This is a genomic window from Pseudomonas sp. P8_241 (assembly GCF_034008315.1).
Lineage (GTDB): Bacteria > Pseudomonadota > Gammaproteobacteria > Pseudomonadales > Pseudomonadaceae > Aquipseudomonas.
Window position 1 is genome coordinate 5,892,458 of record NZ_CP125377.1, and the last position, 13,046, is coordinate 5,905,503.

At 60.6% G+C, this 13,046-nt stretch carries 18 protein-coding genes; 5 read left to right on the plus strand and 13 right to left on the minus strand.

Translation table 11 applies throughout. From position 1 onward, the window contains the following. Nucleotides 1-25: 25 nt before the first annotated feature. The 12 genes from QMK58_RS26455 to nrdR all read right to left on the minus strand — a co-directional run bounded on the left by QMK58_RS26455 (nt 26) and on the right by nrdR (nt 8,812). Nucleotides 26-826 (minus strand): cobalamin-binding protein, encoded by an 801-nt coding sequence (locus QMK58_RS26455; protein ID WP_053162773.1) that lies wholly within the window; start codon nt 824-826, stop codon nt 26-28. Then, nucleotides 826-1,245 carry an MFS transporter gene (locus QMK58_RS26460; protein WP_320395629.1) on the minus strand — a complete coding sequence of 140 codons (420 nt, stop codon included), beginning with the start codon at nt 1,243-1,245 and terminating at the stop codon, nt 826-828. The genes QMK58_RS26455 and QMK58_RS26460 overlap by 1 nt, the downstream gene beginning before the upstream one ends. Continuing rightward, nucleotides 1,242-1,859 (minus strand): GTP cyclohydrolase II, encoded by a 618-nt coding sequence (ribA, locus tag QMK58_RS26465; protein ID WP_008053837.1) that lies wholly within the window; start codon nt 1,857-1,859, stop codon nt 1,242-1,244. The genes QMK58_RS26460 and ribA overlap by 4 nt, the downstream gene beginning before the upstream one ends. A gap of 214 nt (nt 1,860-2,073) precedes the next feature. Next, on the minus strand, nt 2,074-2,811 hold the full coding sequence (locus QMK58_RS26470) for a transporter substrate-binding domain-containing protein (RefSeq protein ID WP_320395630.1): 738 nt from the start codon (nt 2,809-2,811) through the stop codon (nt 2,074-2,076). Between the two features lie 39 nt (nt 2,812-2,850). Further along, nucleotides 2,851-3,354 (minus strand): phosphatidylglycerophosphatase A, encoded by a 504-nt coding sequence (locus QMK58_RS26475; RefSeq protein ID WP_053162780.1) that lies wholly within the window; start codon nt 3,352-3,354, stop codon nt 2,851-2,853. Then, complete coding sequence (gene thiL / locus QMK58_RS26480) at nt 3,351-4,316, minus strand: thiamine-phosphate kinase (RefSeq protein WP_053162782.1); 966 nt, start codon at nt 4,314-4,316, stop codon at nt 3,351-3,353. Before thiL ends, QMK58_RS26475 begins: the two co-directional genes overlap by 4 nt. Before the next feature lie 18 nt (nt 4,317-4,334). Beyond that, nucleotides 4,335-4,835, minus strand: coding sequence for a transcription antitermination factor NusB (gene nusB / locus QMK58_RS26485; RefSeq protein WP_003185935.1), 501 nt, complete (start codon nt 4,833-4,835; stop codon nt 4,335-4,337). Beyond that, nucleotides 4,832-5,308 (minus strand): 6,7-dimethyl-8-ribityllumazine synthase, encoded by a 477-nt coding sequence (gene ribE, locus QMK58_RS26490; protein WP_003228649.1) that lies wholly within the window; start codon nt 5,306-5,308, stop codon nt 4,832-4,834. The genes nusB and ribE overlap by 4 nt, the downstream gene beginning before the upstream one ends. 91 nt (nt 5,309-5,399) lie before the next feature. Next, a complete protein-coding gene (ribBA, locus tag QMK58_RS26495; RefSeq protein ID WP_053162784.1) occupies nt 5,400-6,491 on the minus strand; it encodes a bifunctional 3,4-dihydroxy-2-butanone-4-phosphate synthase/GTP cyclohydrolase II in 1,092 nt (363 codons plus the stop codon). 16 nt (nt 6,492-6,507) lie between these two features. Continuing rightward, nucleotides 6,508-7,170 (minus strand): riboflavin synthase, encoded by a 663-nt coding sequence (locus QMK58_RS26500; protein WP_053162786.1) that lies wholly within the window; start codon nt 7,168-7,170, stop codon nt 6,508-6,510. Nucleotides 7,171-7,217: 47 nt separating this feature from the next. Then, nucleotides 7,218-8,351, minus strand: a complete 1,134-nt coding sequence (gene ribD, locus QMK58_RS26505) for a bifunctional diaminohydroxyphosphoribosylaminopyrimidine deaminase/5-amino-6-(5-phosphoribosylamino)uracil reductase RibD (protein ID WP_053162787.1) — start codon at nt 8,349-8,351, stop codon at nt 7,218-7,220. Then, complete coding sequence (gene nrdR / locus QMK58_RS26510) at nt 8,348-8,812, minus strand: transcriptional regulator NrdR (RefSeq protein WP_003228656.1); 465 nt, start codon at nt 8,810-8,812, stop codon at nt 8,348-8,350. Before nrdR ends, ribD begins: the two co-directional genes overlap by 4 nt. A gap of 127 nt (nt 8,813-8,939) precedes the next feature. Between nrdR and QMK58_RS26515 the strand changes: the two genes are divergently transcribed. The 3 genes from QMK58_RS26515 (at nt 8,940) to trxA (ending at nt 11,062) form a co-directional block, all read left to right on the plus strand. Continuing rightward, nucleotides 8,940-9,404 carry a YbaY family lipoprotein gene (locus QMK58_RS26515; protein WP_053162790.1) on the plus strand — a complete coding sequence of 155 codons (465 nt, stop codon included), beginning with the start codon at nt 8,940-8,942 and terminating at the stop codon, nt 9,402-9,404. After that, nucleotides 9,401-10,057, plus strand: coding sequence for a class I SAM-dependent methyltransferase (locus QMK58_RS26520; protein WP_320395631.1), 657 nt, complete (start codon nt 9,401-9,403; stop codon nt 10,055-10,057). Before QMK58_RS26515 ends, QMK58_RS26520 begins: the two co-directional genes overlap by 4 nt. 132 nt (nt 10,058-10,189) lie before the next feature. Next, entirely contained in the window at nt 10,190-11,062 is an 873-nt protein-coding gene (trxA, locus tag QMK58_RS26525; protein ID WP_053162794.1) for a thioredoxin, read from the plus strand. An 85-nt stretch (nt 11,063-11,147) separates the two neighbouring features. Here trxA and QMK58_RS26530 read toward each other — a convergent pair whose 3' ends face one another. Then, entirely contained in the window at nt 11,148-11,489 is a 342-nt protein-coding gene (locus tag QMK58_RS26530) for a hypothetical protein (protein WP_053162795.1), read from the minus strand. Nucleotides 11,490-11,625: 136 nt separating this feature from the next. On the opposite strand from QMK58_RS26530, the gene QMK58_RS26535 reads away from it, so the two are divergent. Both QMK58_RS26535 and QMK58_RS26540 read left to right on the plus strand, forming a co-directional pair. After that, nucleotides 11,626-12,195, plus strand: coding sequence for a DUF2796 domain-containing protein (locus QMK58_RS26535; RefSeq protein ID WP_053162796.1), 570 nt, complete (start codon nt 11,626-11,628; stop codon nt 12,193-12,195). Nucleotides 12,196-12,334: 139 nt separating this feature from the next. Next, the gene (locus QMK58_RS26540) at nt 12,335-13,045 is read left to right on the plus strand and encodes an ABC transporter ATP-binding protein (protein ID WP_053162797.1); all 711 of its coding nucleotides are present in this window, start codon (nt 12,335-12,337) and stop codon (nt 13,043-13,045) included. The last annotated feature ends 1 nt before the right edge of the window (nt 13,046 follow it).

A 13,046-nucleotide genomic window follows, 5' to 3' on the forward strand; every position in this document is an offset into this window, starting at 1 on the left:
AGGTAGCGCGTAGGTACGCCGCAACTCAGCGCTCAGGATCGATAAGTTGACACAGCTTTGCAGTCGCCTCGACCATCTGCCCACTCGGCCGCTCCAGGCCTTTGTCTGTCACTAAGCGCAATTGCTGCTGCTTGACCGCCGCCACCTGCGGCCACGCTTTCCACGCCTCGAGCTGCGCCTGATCACTGGCCAGAATCACCTCGGGATTGCGCTGAAGCACGGCCTCTACGCTGACTTGCGGTGCTGGCAGCGGCAGGTCGGCAAACACGTTCTTCGCCCCGCAGACTTCCAGCGCATCGCTGATGATCTGACCTCCCCCCACCGTGTACAGCGGCTTGTCCCAGACCTGATAGAACACGCGTAACGGCTGCTCTCGTCGATAGCGTTGACGCAGTTCATCCAGCCGCTGGCGCAACTGGGTGGACAAGGCAGCCCCACGCTCAGGCCGACCCAGCTGAGTTGCAATCGCCTCGATCTGCACGGTCAGTTGAACCACGCTATGGGGTTCGGCGACGAAAGTCGGGATGTTCAGACGCTTGAGCTGGGCACGCTGGGCCGGGCCGACGCTGCCGGGCCAGAGCAACAGCAAATCAGGTTTCAGGCTGAGCAAACGCTCCATGTCCAGCTGACCGTAACGACCCACTGAGGGCAAGTCCTTGAGTTCGGCAGGACGTTCGCCCGCATCCAGGACACCGACCAGAAGGTCTGCCGAATCCAGTTCAACGACAATTTCAGACAGGGAAGGCGCAAGGCTGACAACGCGCTCGACAGCCGCTGCCGGACCGCTGATGGCCAGCAGCAAAACTGCCAGCCAGACAGGACGCATCAACCGAGTTGACGCGGAATACGATAGAGGTAGAACAGCACGGCGGTCGACAGCGCCAGCAGCATCAGTGGCACCGCCTCGAGACCGACGAACACCGCCAGCGCACCGATCCATGCCGGAAGGCCGGCGGCGAGAAAGGCTGTGCGGCGCTTGGCGGCCAGGCTGATCCATGCGGCGGGCTCTTCAGGGGAGTCGAGAGCTTTCTGAGTGGCGATCAGCGCGTGTTTGTAGGCACCGAAAAATTTCAGGCTGACAAACATCGAGGCCACGCCAGCGATGAACAGCGGCATCGCCAGCACCGGCAGGATCGCCTCGCTCTGGCCAAACACCGCATTGATCACAAAGAGAGGCAACAAGGCCATCGCCAGGTATTGCCACCAGCTGACTGACAGTCGCCGCCGTACCTGACCGCGGGTCACGCCCGGTCTACCTCGCCCTGATGTTCATTGCCCATCATGTGGTCGAGTTTGCTGGCCTTGGTCGCCAGGTAGAGGCGGTTGTGCGGATTGTGACCGGTGTGCAGCGGCACCCGCTCGGCAACCACGATTCCCATGTCGGTCAAGGCTTTGACCTTGCGCGGGTTGTTGGTCATCAGGCGCAGGGATTTCACGCCCAGATGCTCCAGCATCGGCAGGCACATGGCGTAGTCACGCTGATCAGCGGCAAAACCCAGACGCTCGTTGGCCTCAACGGTGTCGGCACCGCCGTCTTGCAATTCATAGGCACGGATCTTGTTCAGCAGGCCAATGCCACGGCCTTCCTGACGCAAGTAGAGCAATACGCCACGACCCTCACGGGCGATAGCCTGCAAGGCGGCCTCCAGTTGCGAGCCGCAGTCGCAACGCTGGCTGAACAAGGCATCGCCCGTCAGGCATTCGGAGTGCAACCGGCCGAGTACCGGGGCACCGTCGTCGAACTCACCCAGGCTCAATACGACGTGCTCCCGGCCGGTGGCTTCATCGAGAAAGCCGTGCATGGTGAATTGCGCAAAAGGCGTTGGCAGCTTGGAAGCGGCGACAAAAACGACAGGCACCGGTGTGCTCCTGATCTAAAGAATCTGAAGTTCGCATAAAGCGGGCATTGTAACAGCAGGATCCGGAGGACGCTTAGGCTGAATTATCGGCGATAACCATCAAAAAGTTTGATATCTATAGATCTGCCATCAAGGTAGGAGCTGCCGAAGGCTGCGATCTTTAGATCCTAAAGCGTCAAGATCAAAAGATCGCAGCCTTCGGCAGCTCCTACATTTAATGGTCGTCAAACGGATACGGCTGCTTCCAGCGCTCAAAGATCGGTTTGAGTTCGCCGTTTTTCACCAGTTGCTCCATGCGCTGATCGAACAACGCCATCAGCGTGCGGGCTTTGTCGGTCTTGGCAAAACACAGATACAGCGGCAACTCGGCGATATGGGTACGGCGCAACTGCGACGGATCCTTGGCCCGATTGAGAACGAAATCGACCTCGGTCAGGGCATCGATATAAAAGTCCGCGCGATTGTGAGTCAGCATCGACACGATACCGGTGCGCCGGATCACTTCGTCATAGCGGTGCACGTTGGGCAGGTAATCCTGAAAATCGTAACCGCGGACCCAGGCCAGCCGATAATTGCCCAGGGTTTCAGGGGTTGGCACCGGGCTGCTCGCCAATCCCAAGGCATAGATATGATCGGTGTCGAAATTCCAGCGGGGATAAAGCACGCCTTTGGATTCGTTGCCATAAGAGCCGACGCAGGCATCGACCTCACCACGCTCGGCCAGGCCCATTGAACGTACATAGGGCTCGGAACGAATGTCCACTTTGACACCCGCCGGTTCGAAGACATGCCGCAGCACGTCCCAACCCAATCCATGGCCATCGGCAGCGGTGTAGTCTTCCCAATCTTCGCTGGCCAGGTGAATTACGGACGGCGTCGTCTCAGCCTCTCCCGCTTGAGCGAGTGAGCAAAAAAAGGCGAATACCATCACCACCAACCTGTGTCGAGCCATCCCTAGTTCTCCCACTTGACGCCTGATGACCTGCCCAGGTCAGGCGAATATCCATACCAACCCTTGCATCGCCAGCCAGGCAAACACCCCGGCCAATACATCATCGAGCATGATCCCTACGCCACCGTGCACATGCCGGTCAATCCAGCGAATCGGCCACGGCTTGAGAATATCGAAGAAGCGGAACATCAGAAAACCCGCGAGTAACCACTGCCAACCTTCCGGCACCAGCCACAGGGTAATCCACATCCCGACCATTTCGTCCCAGACGATGCCTTCGTGGTCGTGTACGCGTAAATCATCGGCCACCTTGCCGCACAGCCAGAAGCCGAACAGCATGGTGATGCCCAGCATTAGCCAGTAACCCCAATCCGGTAGCATCTGCCATACCGGTATAAAGGGTAGCGCAACTAACGAGCCCCAAGTGCCCGGCGCTTTTGGCAAGGTGCCTGAGCCGAAGCCGAACGCGAGGAAATGCCAAGGATTGCGCCAGACCGACGGCGGTACGAACTCTGCCGGAACCTGTTTGGGGTGATCTGTCACGGTGACTCCCGAAAATGTTGATAGCCCCGGATTTGCGGGGTGATGTCTTGCCCGTCGGCATCCAGCAACGTCACGCCCTGCCCCGTCACTACCCGCCCGATCACATGGATCGGCCAGCCATCGGCAAGCAAACCGGGTAACTCGACGGACGGTAGGGTGAAGGCCAGTACGTAATCGTCACCGCCGCTCAGGGCCGCCACTTGTGCGTCAAAGAAACCGACAAATGCGACCAGGGCCTGCGACAGTGGCAAGCGGTCCCGCTCGATGCGGATACCAACCTTCGAGGCCAGCGCGATATGCCCGCAATCCGCGAGCAGGCCGTCAGAGATATCCATTGCCGACGTGGCCTTGCCGCGTAAAGCCTGTCCCAAACCGAGCTGCGGTTGCGGCGACCAGTAATGCGCTAGCAACGGCTCGGCGATGTCAGGCCTGGCTGTGCGCTGACCGAGCACCAAGGGCAACGCACCGGCGGCGTTGCCCAGATTACCGCCCACGCACAGCAGATCGCCCGGTTGCGCACCGCTGCGTGTCAACGCCAACCCACCCGGCACACGACCGAACACCGTCATGGTCAGGCTCAACGGCCCACGGGTGGTATCACCACCGACCAATGCCACACCACAACTTTGCGCCATTTGATTCAAACCACGGGCATAGGCTTGCAGCCATTCGGCTGTCACCGTCGGCAAGGTCAGGGCAAGGGTAAAGGCAATGGGCGTGGCGCCCATGGCGGCCAGGTCGCTGACCGCGACGGCCAGCGAGCGCTGACCGAGCAAAAACGGATCGCAGGGGTCGGCGAAATGCACACCGGCTACCAGCGTATCGGTAGAAATCGCCAACTGTTCCCCCGGGGGAACAGCCAGCAAGGCGCAGTCATCGCCGATCCCGAGGGCAACGCCCTCGCCGCCCTGCGCACAAGGCGCGGCGGCGAAAAAATGGCGGATCAGCTCAAACTCACCCATCGCAGATCCAAGCGCTGGTTAGCGCTTGAACGCCTTGACTTCAGCTTCACGCAGACGCGGGGCCAGCTTGTCGAGCACACCGTTGACGAACTTGTGGCCGTCGGTGGAACCGAAGACCTTGGCCAGTTCGATACCTTCGTTGATCACAACGCGGTACGGCACATCGACGCGCTTGAGCAGTTCCCAGGTCGACAGGCGCAGAACCGCCAGCTCAACCGGATCCAGCTCTTCGATGGTCAAATCGAGGCAAGGCGTGAGTGCGGTGTCGATTTCGGTCTTGAACTGCGGAACCCCATGCAGGATCTCGCGGAAGTACGCGCCATCGACATCACTGAAATCGTTATCGACCCGAAACTGCGCTTCGATCTCGTTCAACGACTGCTTGGCCATGTGCCATTGGTACAGCGCCTGAGTCGCGAGCTGACGAGCTTCGCGACGCTTGACGCTTTTCGATGGCTTGCCGGCATCCGCAGGCTTTGGATCGCGCGGGTTGAAACGATCGCTTTCGTCGCTAATCACTTGGCCTCCAACTGCGCCAGCAGGCTGACCATTTCCAGAGCGGACAGGGCAGCTTCAGCACCTTTGTTACCGGCCTTGGTGCCGGAACGTTCAATGGCTTGTTCGATGGAATCAACGGTCAGGACGCCGAAAGCGACCGGGACGCCGAATTCCATGGACACCTGGGCCAGGCCCTTGGTGCACTCGCCAGCCACGTATTCGAAGTGCGGAGTGCCGCCACGAATGACCGCGCCCAGGGCGATGATTGCCGCGAACTCGCCTTTCTGAGCGACTTTCTGCGCAACCAGCGGGATTTCGAAGGCGCCAGGTGCGCGGATGATAGTGATGTCGCTTTCGCTCACGCCGTGGCGAACCAGGGCATCAACAGCACCGCTGACCAGGCTTTCAACAACGAAGCTGTTGAAACGGCCCACTACCAAAGCGTAGCGGCCTTTAGGGGCGATGAAGGTACCTTCGATGGTCTTCAGGGTCATTCGTTAGATCTCTTAAAGAGCCGGGACGCGTCTCGTACGCATCCCTCAGTGATATTTGAACCGCGAATTCAAGGCCGCAAACAACCGGTCATTATTCGGAGGGCACGTATTCTACAACTTCCAGATCGAAACCGGATATCGCATTAAATTTCATCGGTGCCGACATCAGGCGCATTTTGCGCACGCCCAAGTCACGCAGGATCTGCGAGCCGGCTCCCACGGTGCTGTAGGTGGTCGGTTTTTTCACCGCTTGCTGGTCGGCAGTTTCGCGGATGTGCGCAAGCAATACGTCGCCATCGAGCGGATGACCGAGCAACAGCACCACACCGCTGCCAGCCTCGGCAACCTTGGCCATGGCGGCGCGCAGGCTCCAGCGGCCCGGTTGTTTGACCATCAACAGGTCGCGCAGCGGGTCCATGTTGTGCACGCGAACCAGGGTCGGTTCTTCGGCGCAGACATTGCCCAGGGTCAGTGCCATGTGCACATCGCCCTCTACCGAATCACGATAGGTCACCAGGTTGAATTGGCCCAGTTCGCTGTCCAGTGGCTGCTCGGCAATCCGCTGAACGGTACGTTCGTGGATCATCCGGTAGTGAATCAGGTCGGCGATGGTGCCGATCTTGATGTTGTGCTCGGCAGCAAAAGCTTCCAGTTCTGCCCGACGGGACATTGTGCCGTCGTCGTTCATCACTTCGCAGATCACGCCGCTCGGCTCGAAACCGGCCATGCGCGCCAGGTCGCAGGCCGCTTCGGTGTGGCCAGCGCGGGCCAGCGTACCGCCAGCCTGGGCCATCAACGGGAAGATGTGGCCAGGGCTGACGATATCATCAGCCTTGGCATCACGGGCGGCGGCCGCTTGCACGGTGCGTGCGCGGTCGGCGGCGGAGATGCCGGTGGTCACGCCGGTGGCCGCTTCGATGGACACGGTGAACTTGGTACCGAAACCCGAACCGTTGCGCGGCGCCATCAATGGCAACTTGAGCAGTTCGCAGCGCTCGCGGCTCATCGGCATGCAGATCAGGCCACGGGCGTGCTTGGCCATGAAGTTGATGTGCTCGGGCTGGCAGCACTCGGCGGCCATGATCAGGTCGCCTTCGTTCTCGCGATCTTCGTCATCCATGAGGATGACCATCTTGCCTTGGCGGATGTCTTCAACCAGTTCTTCGATGCTATTGAGCGCCACAAGGCACCCCCTTGGGTCAGGATTTTAGGTAGCCGTTGGCGGCCAAAAAGCTTTCAGTGATGTTACCGGAGGTCGGCTCTGCGGCTTTGTCTCCCAGCAGCAAGCGCTCCAGGTAACGAGCCAGCAAGTCCACTTCCAGGTTCACCCGGCGACCCGGCTGGTACGACGCCATGATGGTTTCGCTCAGGGTGTGGGGAATGATGGTCAGCAGGAACTCGGCGCCATCGACTGCGTTCACGGTCAGGCTGGTGCCGTCGACGGTGATCGAGCCTTTATGGGCGATGTACTTGGCCAGGTCCTTCGGCGCGCGGATGCGGAATTCCACAGCCCGCGCGTTCTCGGTACGGGCAACCACTTCGCCCACGCCGTCGACGTGACCACTGACCAGATGCCCGCCGAGGCGAGTGGTCGGGGTCAGGGCTTTTTCCAGATTGACCGGGCTACCGCTTTTCAGGTCGTTCATGGCGGTGCAGTCGAGGGTTTCGCGACTGACGTCGGCCGCAAAGCCATTGCCCGGAAGTTCGACAGCAGTCAGGCACACGCCGTTGACCGCGATGCTGTCGCCCAGTTTGACGTCGCTCAGGTCGAGCTTGCCGGTTTCGACGTGAACCCGCACATCACCGCCCTTTGGGGTCAGTGCACGGATACTGCCGATGGATTCGATGATGCCGGTGAACATGGGGTTCTCCTCGAGAACAAAGCCAGCGCTAAAGCGATGGCCGGGAATTATACGCTCGCGGTTGACAAAGGAATGGCGATGACTCGCCAGTCATCGCCCACTGCGCGAATTTCAGTAATTTTGAGCTCGGGCGCATCCTTCATCTGGGCGAGCGGCCAGTCCAGCAACGGTCGTGCAGAAGAGCCCATGAACTTGCCGGCGATGAAGATCTGGAACTCGTCCACCAGACCGAGTTGGGCAAAGGCGCCCGCCAACCGCGGGCCGGCCTCGACCAACACTTCATTGACGTCACGATTGGCAAGCTCGACCAGCAGCTGTCGCAAATCGACCTGACCATCGTAGCCGGGCACGATCAGGCATTCCGGGCCGTTTGCATACTGCTCTTCCACCGCTACGCAGGTGGCAACCAGCGCTGGGCCAGCCTTGAAGAACGGCGCATCCAGCGGCACGCGCAAACGCCCGTCGACCAACACACGAAGCGGCGGTCGACTCATGGCCAATGCTGTTTGTTCGGCATCCAGACCGAGCTCTTCGGCGCGTACGGTCAAACGGGCGTGGTCCGCCAATACCGTGTCGGCACCGGTCAGCACCACGCTGGCCTGGGCGCGCAGGCGCTGAACCGCCGAACGCGCCGCCGGGCCGGTGATCCATTGGCTTTCGCCGCTTTCCATCGCAGTGCGGCCGTCGAGACTCATCGCCAGTTTGACCCGCACGAACGGCAAGCCGTGTTCCATGCGTTTCAGGAAGCCCTGATTGAGCTTGCGCGCTTCACTTTCCAGCACGCCGCTTTCGGTGGCGATACCGACCTGCTCCAGGCGTTGCAGACCACGACCGGCGACTTCCGGGTTCGGGTCCTGCATGGCCGCGACCACCCGCGCCACGCCGGCATTGACCAGCGCATCGGCGCAGGGTGGCGTGCGGCCGTGGTGGCTGCACGGTTCCAGCGTCACGTATGCGGTGGCGCCTCGAGCCTGCTCGCCCGCCGCGCGCAGGGCGTGGACTTCGGCGTGGGGCTCACCGGCACGGACATGCCAGCCTTCGCCAACAATCTGCCCGTCACGCACGATCACGCAGCCAACCCGAGGATTGGGGTGCGTCGTGTAGTGACCCTTGCGCGCCAGTTCCAGGGCGCGGGCCATGAAATGCGCGTCGAGGATGGCTTGTTCGGTAGGCGTGCTCATTCTTTCACCGGCTCACGGGCCAGGCGATCGATCTCTTCGCGGAACTCGTTGAGGTCCTGGAAGCGGCGATACACCGAAGCGAAGCGGATATAGGCGACTTCGTCGAGTTTTTGCAGCTCGGCCATCACCAGTTCACCGACCACGAGGGATTTGACCTCGCGTTCGCCGGTGGCGCGCAGTTTGTGTTTGATGTGCACCAGCGACGATTCGAGGCGCTCGACACTCACCGGGCGCTTCTCCAGCGCCCGCTGCATACCGGCGCGCAGTTTTTCTTCGTCGAACGGCTGGCGACTTCCGTCGGTTTTGATCAGGCGCGGCAACACCAGTTCAGCCGTCTCGAACGTCGTGAAACGCTCGCCGCAGGCCAGGCATTCACGCCGGCGGCGAACCTGTTCGCCCTCGGCGACCAGACGCGAGTCGATGACCTTGGTGTCGTTGGCACCGCAGAAGGGACAGTGCATGGTGGCAGGCAACAAAAAAAGGGAGGGCCATGGTAGCGCATCCCTGTGGCAAGACAAGCCATAGGGTTTGCGGTATACAGACGGGATGATCACTTGATCCATGGATTTCATCTTTCCGGAGCCGCCAATGTCGTTACGTCCGCTCGTTTTGCTCAGTCTTTTCGGCCTGTTGGTGGCCTGCAGCAGCGATTCACCCCAGCCCCAGCCGCCGACACCCGGTCCCGCACCGCAGCAAGCGCAGAAAAAAGCTCGGGAAGCGGCTGAACTCGGCCCGCTGCCGGCGTATCAGCGTGAATTGAGCGGCACCCTGCAAGGTGTACCGGCCGGCGCCGAAGTCGAACTCGCACTGCTGGTGATCGATGACAAGGATCGGCCACAACAATTGCTCGCCAGCTCCAGCCTGATCGGCACCAATCAGGCCTTGCCGTTTCGCCTGCGCTTCAATCCTGAATCCTTTCCGACCGGTGCCCGCGTTGAATTGCGTGGCCGCGCCAGTCAGTCCGGGCAACTGATCCTGCATCTGCCGTCGCGAACGATCACGCAGCCGACGACCCAGGCCGTGGGCCAATTGCAGTTCGTCAAAGCCCCATGAGTGCACCGCCAGACCTGCAACAGGCCTTGAGTGAACTGTTGGGCGATGCGCAACTGGTGGCGTGCGGGCTGCCGGGAACCGAGCTGAAGTTGTGGCTGATCGACGGCGACAACATGGACCGTGCCTTTAGCCCGGAAGAAACCCGGCGCATCCTGCATGAGCCGCCGTACTGGAGTTTCTGCTGGGCCAGTGGTCTGGCCGTAGCCCGCTATCTCGCCGAAAACCCGCATTGGGTCAAAGGCAAGCGAGTGCTGGATTTTGGCGCCGGTTCTGGCGTGGCAGGTATTGCTGCGGTCAAGGCCGGGGCGCTCGAAGTCGTGGCTTGCGACCTTGATCCGCTGGCGATTGCCGCCTGTCGGGCCAATGCCGAGCTCAATGACGTGCAGCTCAATTACTCCACGGATTTTTTCGCCGAGGACGATCGCTTCGATCTGATTCTGGTGGCGGACGTGTTGTACGACCGGGCGAACCTGCCGCTGCTCGATGAGTTTCTCAGTCGCGGGCGCGAAGCCCTGGTGGCGGATTCGCGGGTCAGGGATTTTCGCCATCCGTTGTACCGGCGCATTGAAATGCTCGAAGCCATGACTTTGCCGGATCTGGCCGAGCCGGAAGAGTTCCGGCATGTGAGCCTGTATCACGCACGACGTATTTGAAACCGTTGAAAGATCGCAGCCTTCGGCAGCTCCTGCAGGGGGAATGCGGTTTAGCCGTAGGAGCTGCCGAAGGCTGCGATCTTTTACGCCAGCCCTTATAGTGAGCACATTCACGCTTTTACGAGATTGCCCATGAGTCAGGAAACGCCGTACATCTTTGACGCCACGACTGCCGATTTCGACCAGTCAGTGATCGAGAACTCCTTTCACAAACCGGTGCTGGTGGATTTCTGGGCCGAATGGTGCGCGCCGTGCAAAGTGCTGATGCCACTGCTTCAGACCATCGCCGAGAGCTATCAGGGTGAGTTGCTGCTGGCCAAGGTCAACTGCGACCTGGAGCAAGACATCGTTGCCCGCTTCGGCATTCGCAGCCTGCCGACCGTGGTGCTGTTCAAGGATGGCCAGCCGGTAGACGGTTTTGCCGGTGCTCAGCCGGAATCGGCCGTGCGCGCCTTGCTCGAACCCCACGTACAGATGCCCCCGCCAGCCGCCGCCGACCCGCTCGAGCAGGCTCAGGCGTTGTTTGATGACAGCCGCTTCGCCGATGCCGAAGCCATCCTCAAAGTGCTGTTGGGCGAGGACAACACCAACGCCAGGGCGCTTATCCTCTACGCCCGCTGCCTGACCGAACGCGGTGAATTGGGCGAAGCTCAAGCCGTGCTGGATGCCGTCAAAAGCGACGAACACAAAGCCGCACTGGCCGGCGCCAAGGCGCAGATCAAGTTCCTCGGCCTGGCCCGGGACCTGCCGGACGCCGCTGACCTGAAAGCTCGCCTGGCGAAAAACCCCCTGGACGATGAAGCGGTTTATCAACTGGCGATCCAGCAGCTGGCCCGTCAGCAATACGACGCCGCGCTGGATGCTTTGCTGAAATTGTTCATCCGCAACCGCAGCTACAGCGAAGGCTTGCCGCACAAGACCTTGCTGCAAGTGTTCGACCTGCTGGGCAGCGATCATCCGTTGGTGAGCACGTACCGTCGCAAACTGTTTGCTGCGCTTTATTAAAAGTCCAAAGATCGCAGCCTGCGGCAGCTCCTACAGAGGAATGTAAACCCTGTAGGAGCTGCCGCAGGCTGCGATGTTTTGCGGTTTATTCGATCCAACTGTAAAGCGGCGTGTCCCCACCACTCACCACTTTGACTTGCGGACTGTGGCGCAAACGCACCAACAGTCGCTTGCCTGCCGCCGCGCTGCCGGCCAGCCCTTCGAGCTGATCAAGCAGCTGCGGCCCGCTCAATTGCCCGGCCTTGCGCAACAAGTCCTTGGCAACCTGCCACAGTGCCTCGTCCTGATTCAGCGGTTTCGCCGCAGGCGTGCTGACGGCGGTTTTCTCCACCTGCAACTGCGCACCCAGCCGTGCCCAGTCGCTGTCATCCATTTCCAGGGTCAAATCCACCGGCCATTCGCCGATGCTTCCGCGAATTCGCAACATAACTCCGCTCCCGCACATTTCTTCGCTTGCATGCTCCCATGGGACTTGTGCAACGCCAAGCAGACAGTCAAACTCTCTGCACTTACGTTATAAGATCACATAACATTTTATTCATTTTACTGTTTGGAGACTCGCCATGCGCCGCCTGCTTCTCGCCTTGCCGTTTGCCTTGCTGCCGCTGGCTGGCGCCCACGCCGCTGATGAACATGACCATGAGCACGGCAGCCTCGGCGCCCACGAGCATGGCGTCGGTCGCTTGAACGCGGCACTGGATGGGCAAACGCTGCAACTGGAACTGGAAAGCCCGGCGATGAACCTGGTGGGCTTCGAACACGCCGCCACCAGCGATGCCGATAAAGCCAAAGTCGCGACCGTACGTGCTCAGCTTGAATCACCATTGGCGCTGTTCAACTTGCCGAAAGCCGCTGGGTGCGTGGTGGAAAATCAGGCACTGGAAAGCCCATTGTTCGGCGACAAACCAGATGCCGACGAGGATCACGATGAAGGCGAACATCACCACGACCACAGCGAAATCCACGCCCGTTACCAACTCACCTGCGCTACGCCCGACGCACTGAAGACCCTGGATCTGGCGAACATTTTCAACACGTTCCCGGCCACCCAAAAAATTCAGGTACAACTGATCGGCCCGAGCGGGCAGCAAGGGGTTGATGTGGCGGCCAAAGCGGCTGCTCTCAAATTCTAAACTCACCGAAGATCGCCCTGTAGGAGCTGCGGCGTGAAACGAGGCTGCGATCTTTTGACCTTCAAAGATCAAAAGATCAAAAGATCGCAGCCTGCGGCAGCTCCTACACAGGTCAATCAACACCCATGAAATCGGCTAAATGACCCAACCACTCATCGAACTGTCCGACCTGGGCTTCAGCTGGCCCGGTCACCCGCCACTGCTGGACATTCCGGTCTTTGTCCTGGAGCGCGGGGAAACCCTGTTCCTCAAAGGCCCCAGCGGCAGTGGCAAGACCACCCTGCTCGGGCTGCTCGGCGGCGTGCAAAAGCCTGATCACGGCAGTATCCGCCTGCTCGGCCAGGAACTGACGCAACTCTCGGCCGGCGCTCGCGATCACTTTCGCGTCGATCACACCGGCTACATCTTCCAGCAGTTCAACCTGCTGCCGTTTCTGTCGGTGCGCGAGAATGTCGAGCTGCCCTGCCACTTCTCGAAACTGCGTGCCGAGCGGGCCAGACAGCGTCACGGCAGTGTCGATAAAGCGGCGGCCACCCTGCTCGCCCACTTGGGCTTGAAGGATGAAAACATCCTCGGTCGGCGCGCCGATTCGTTGTCCATCGGCCAGCAACAACGGGTCGCCGCCGCACGGGCATTGATCGGACAGCCCGAGCTGGTGATTGCCGATGAGCCAACCTCGGCGCTGGATTACGACGCCCGCGAGAACTTCATTCGCCTGCTGTTCGCCGAGTGCCGCGAGGCTGGCTCGAGCCTGTTGTTCGTCAGCCATGACCAGAGCCTGGCACCGCTGTTCGACCGCAACCTGTCGCTGGCCGAACTCAATCGCGCCGCCACCCCGTCCGAGGTCTGAG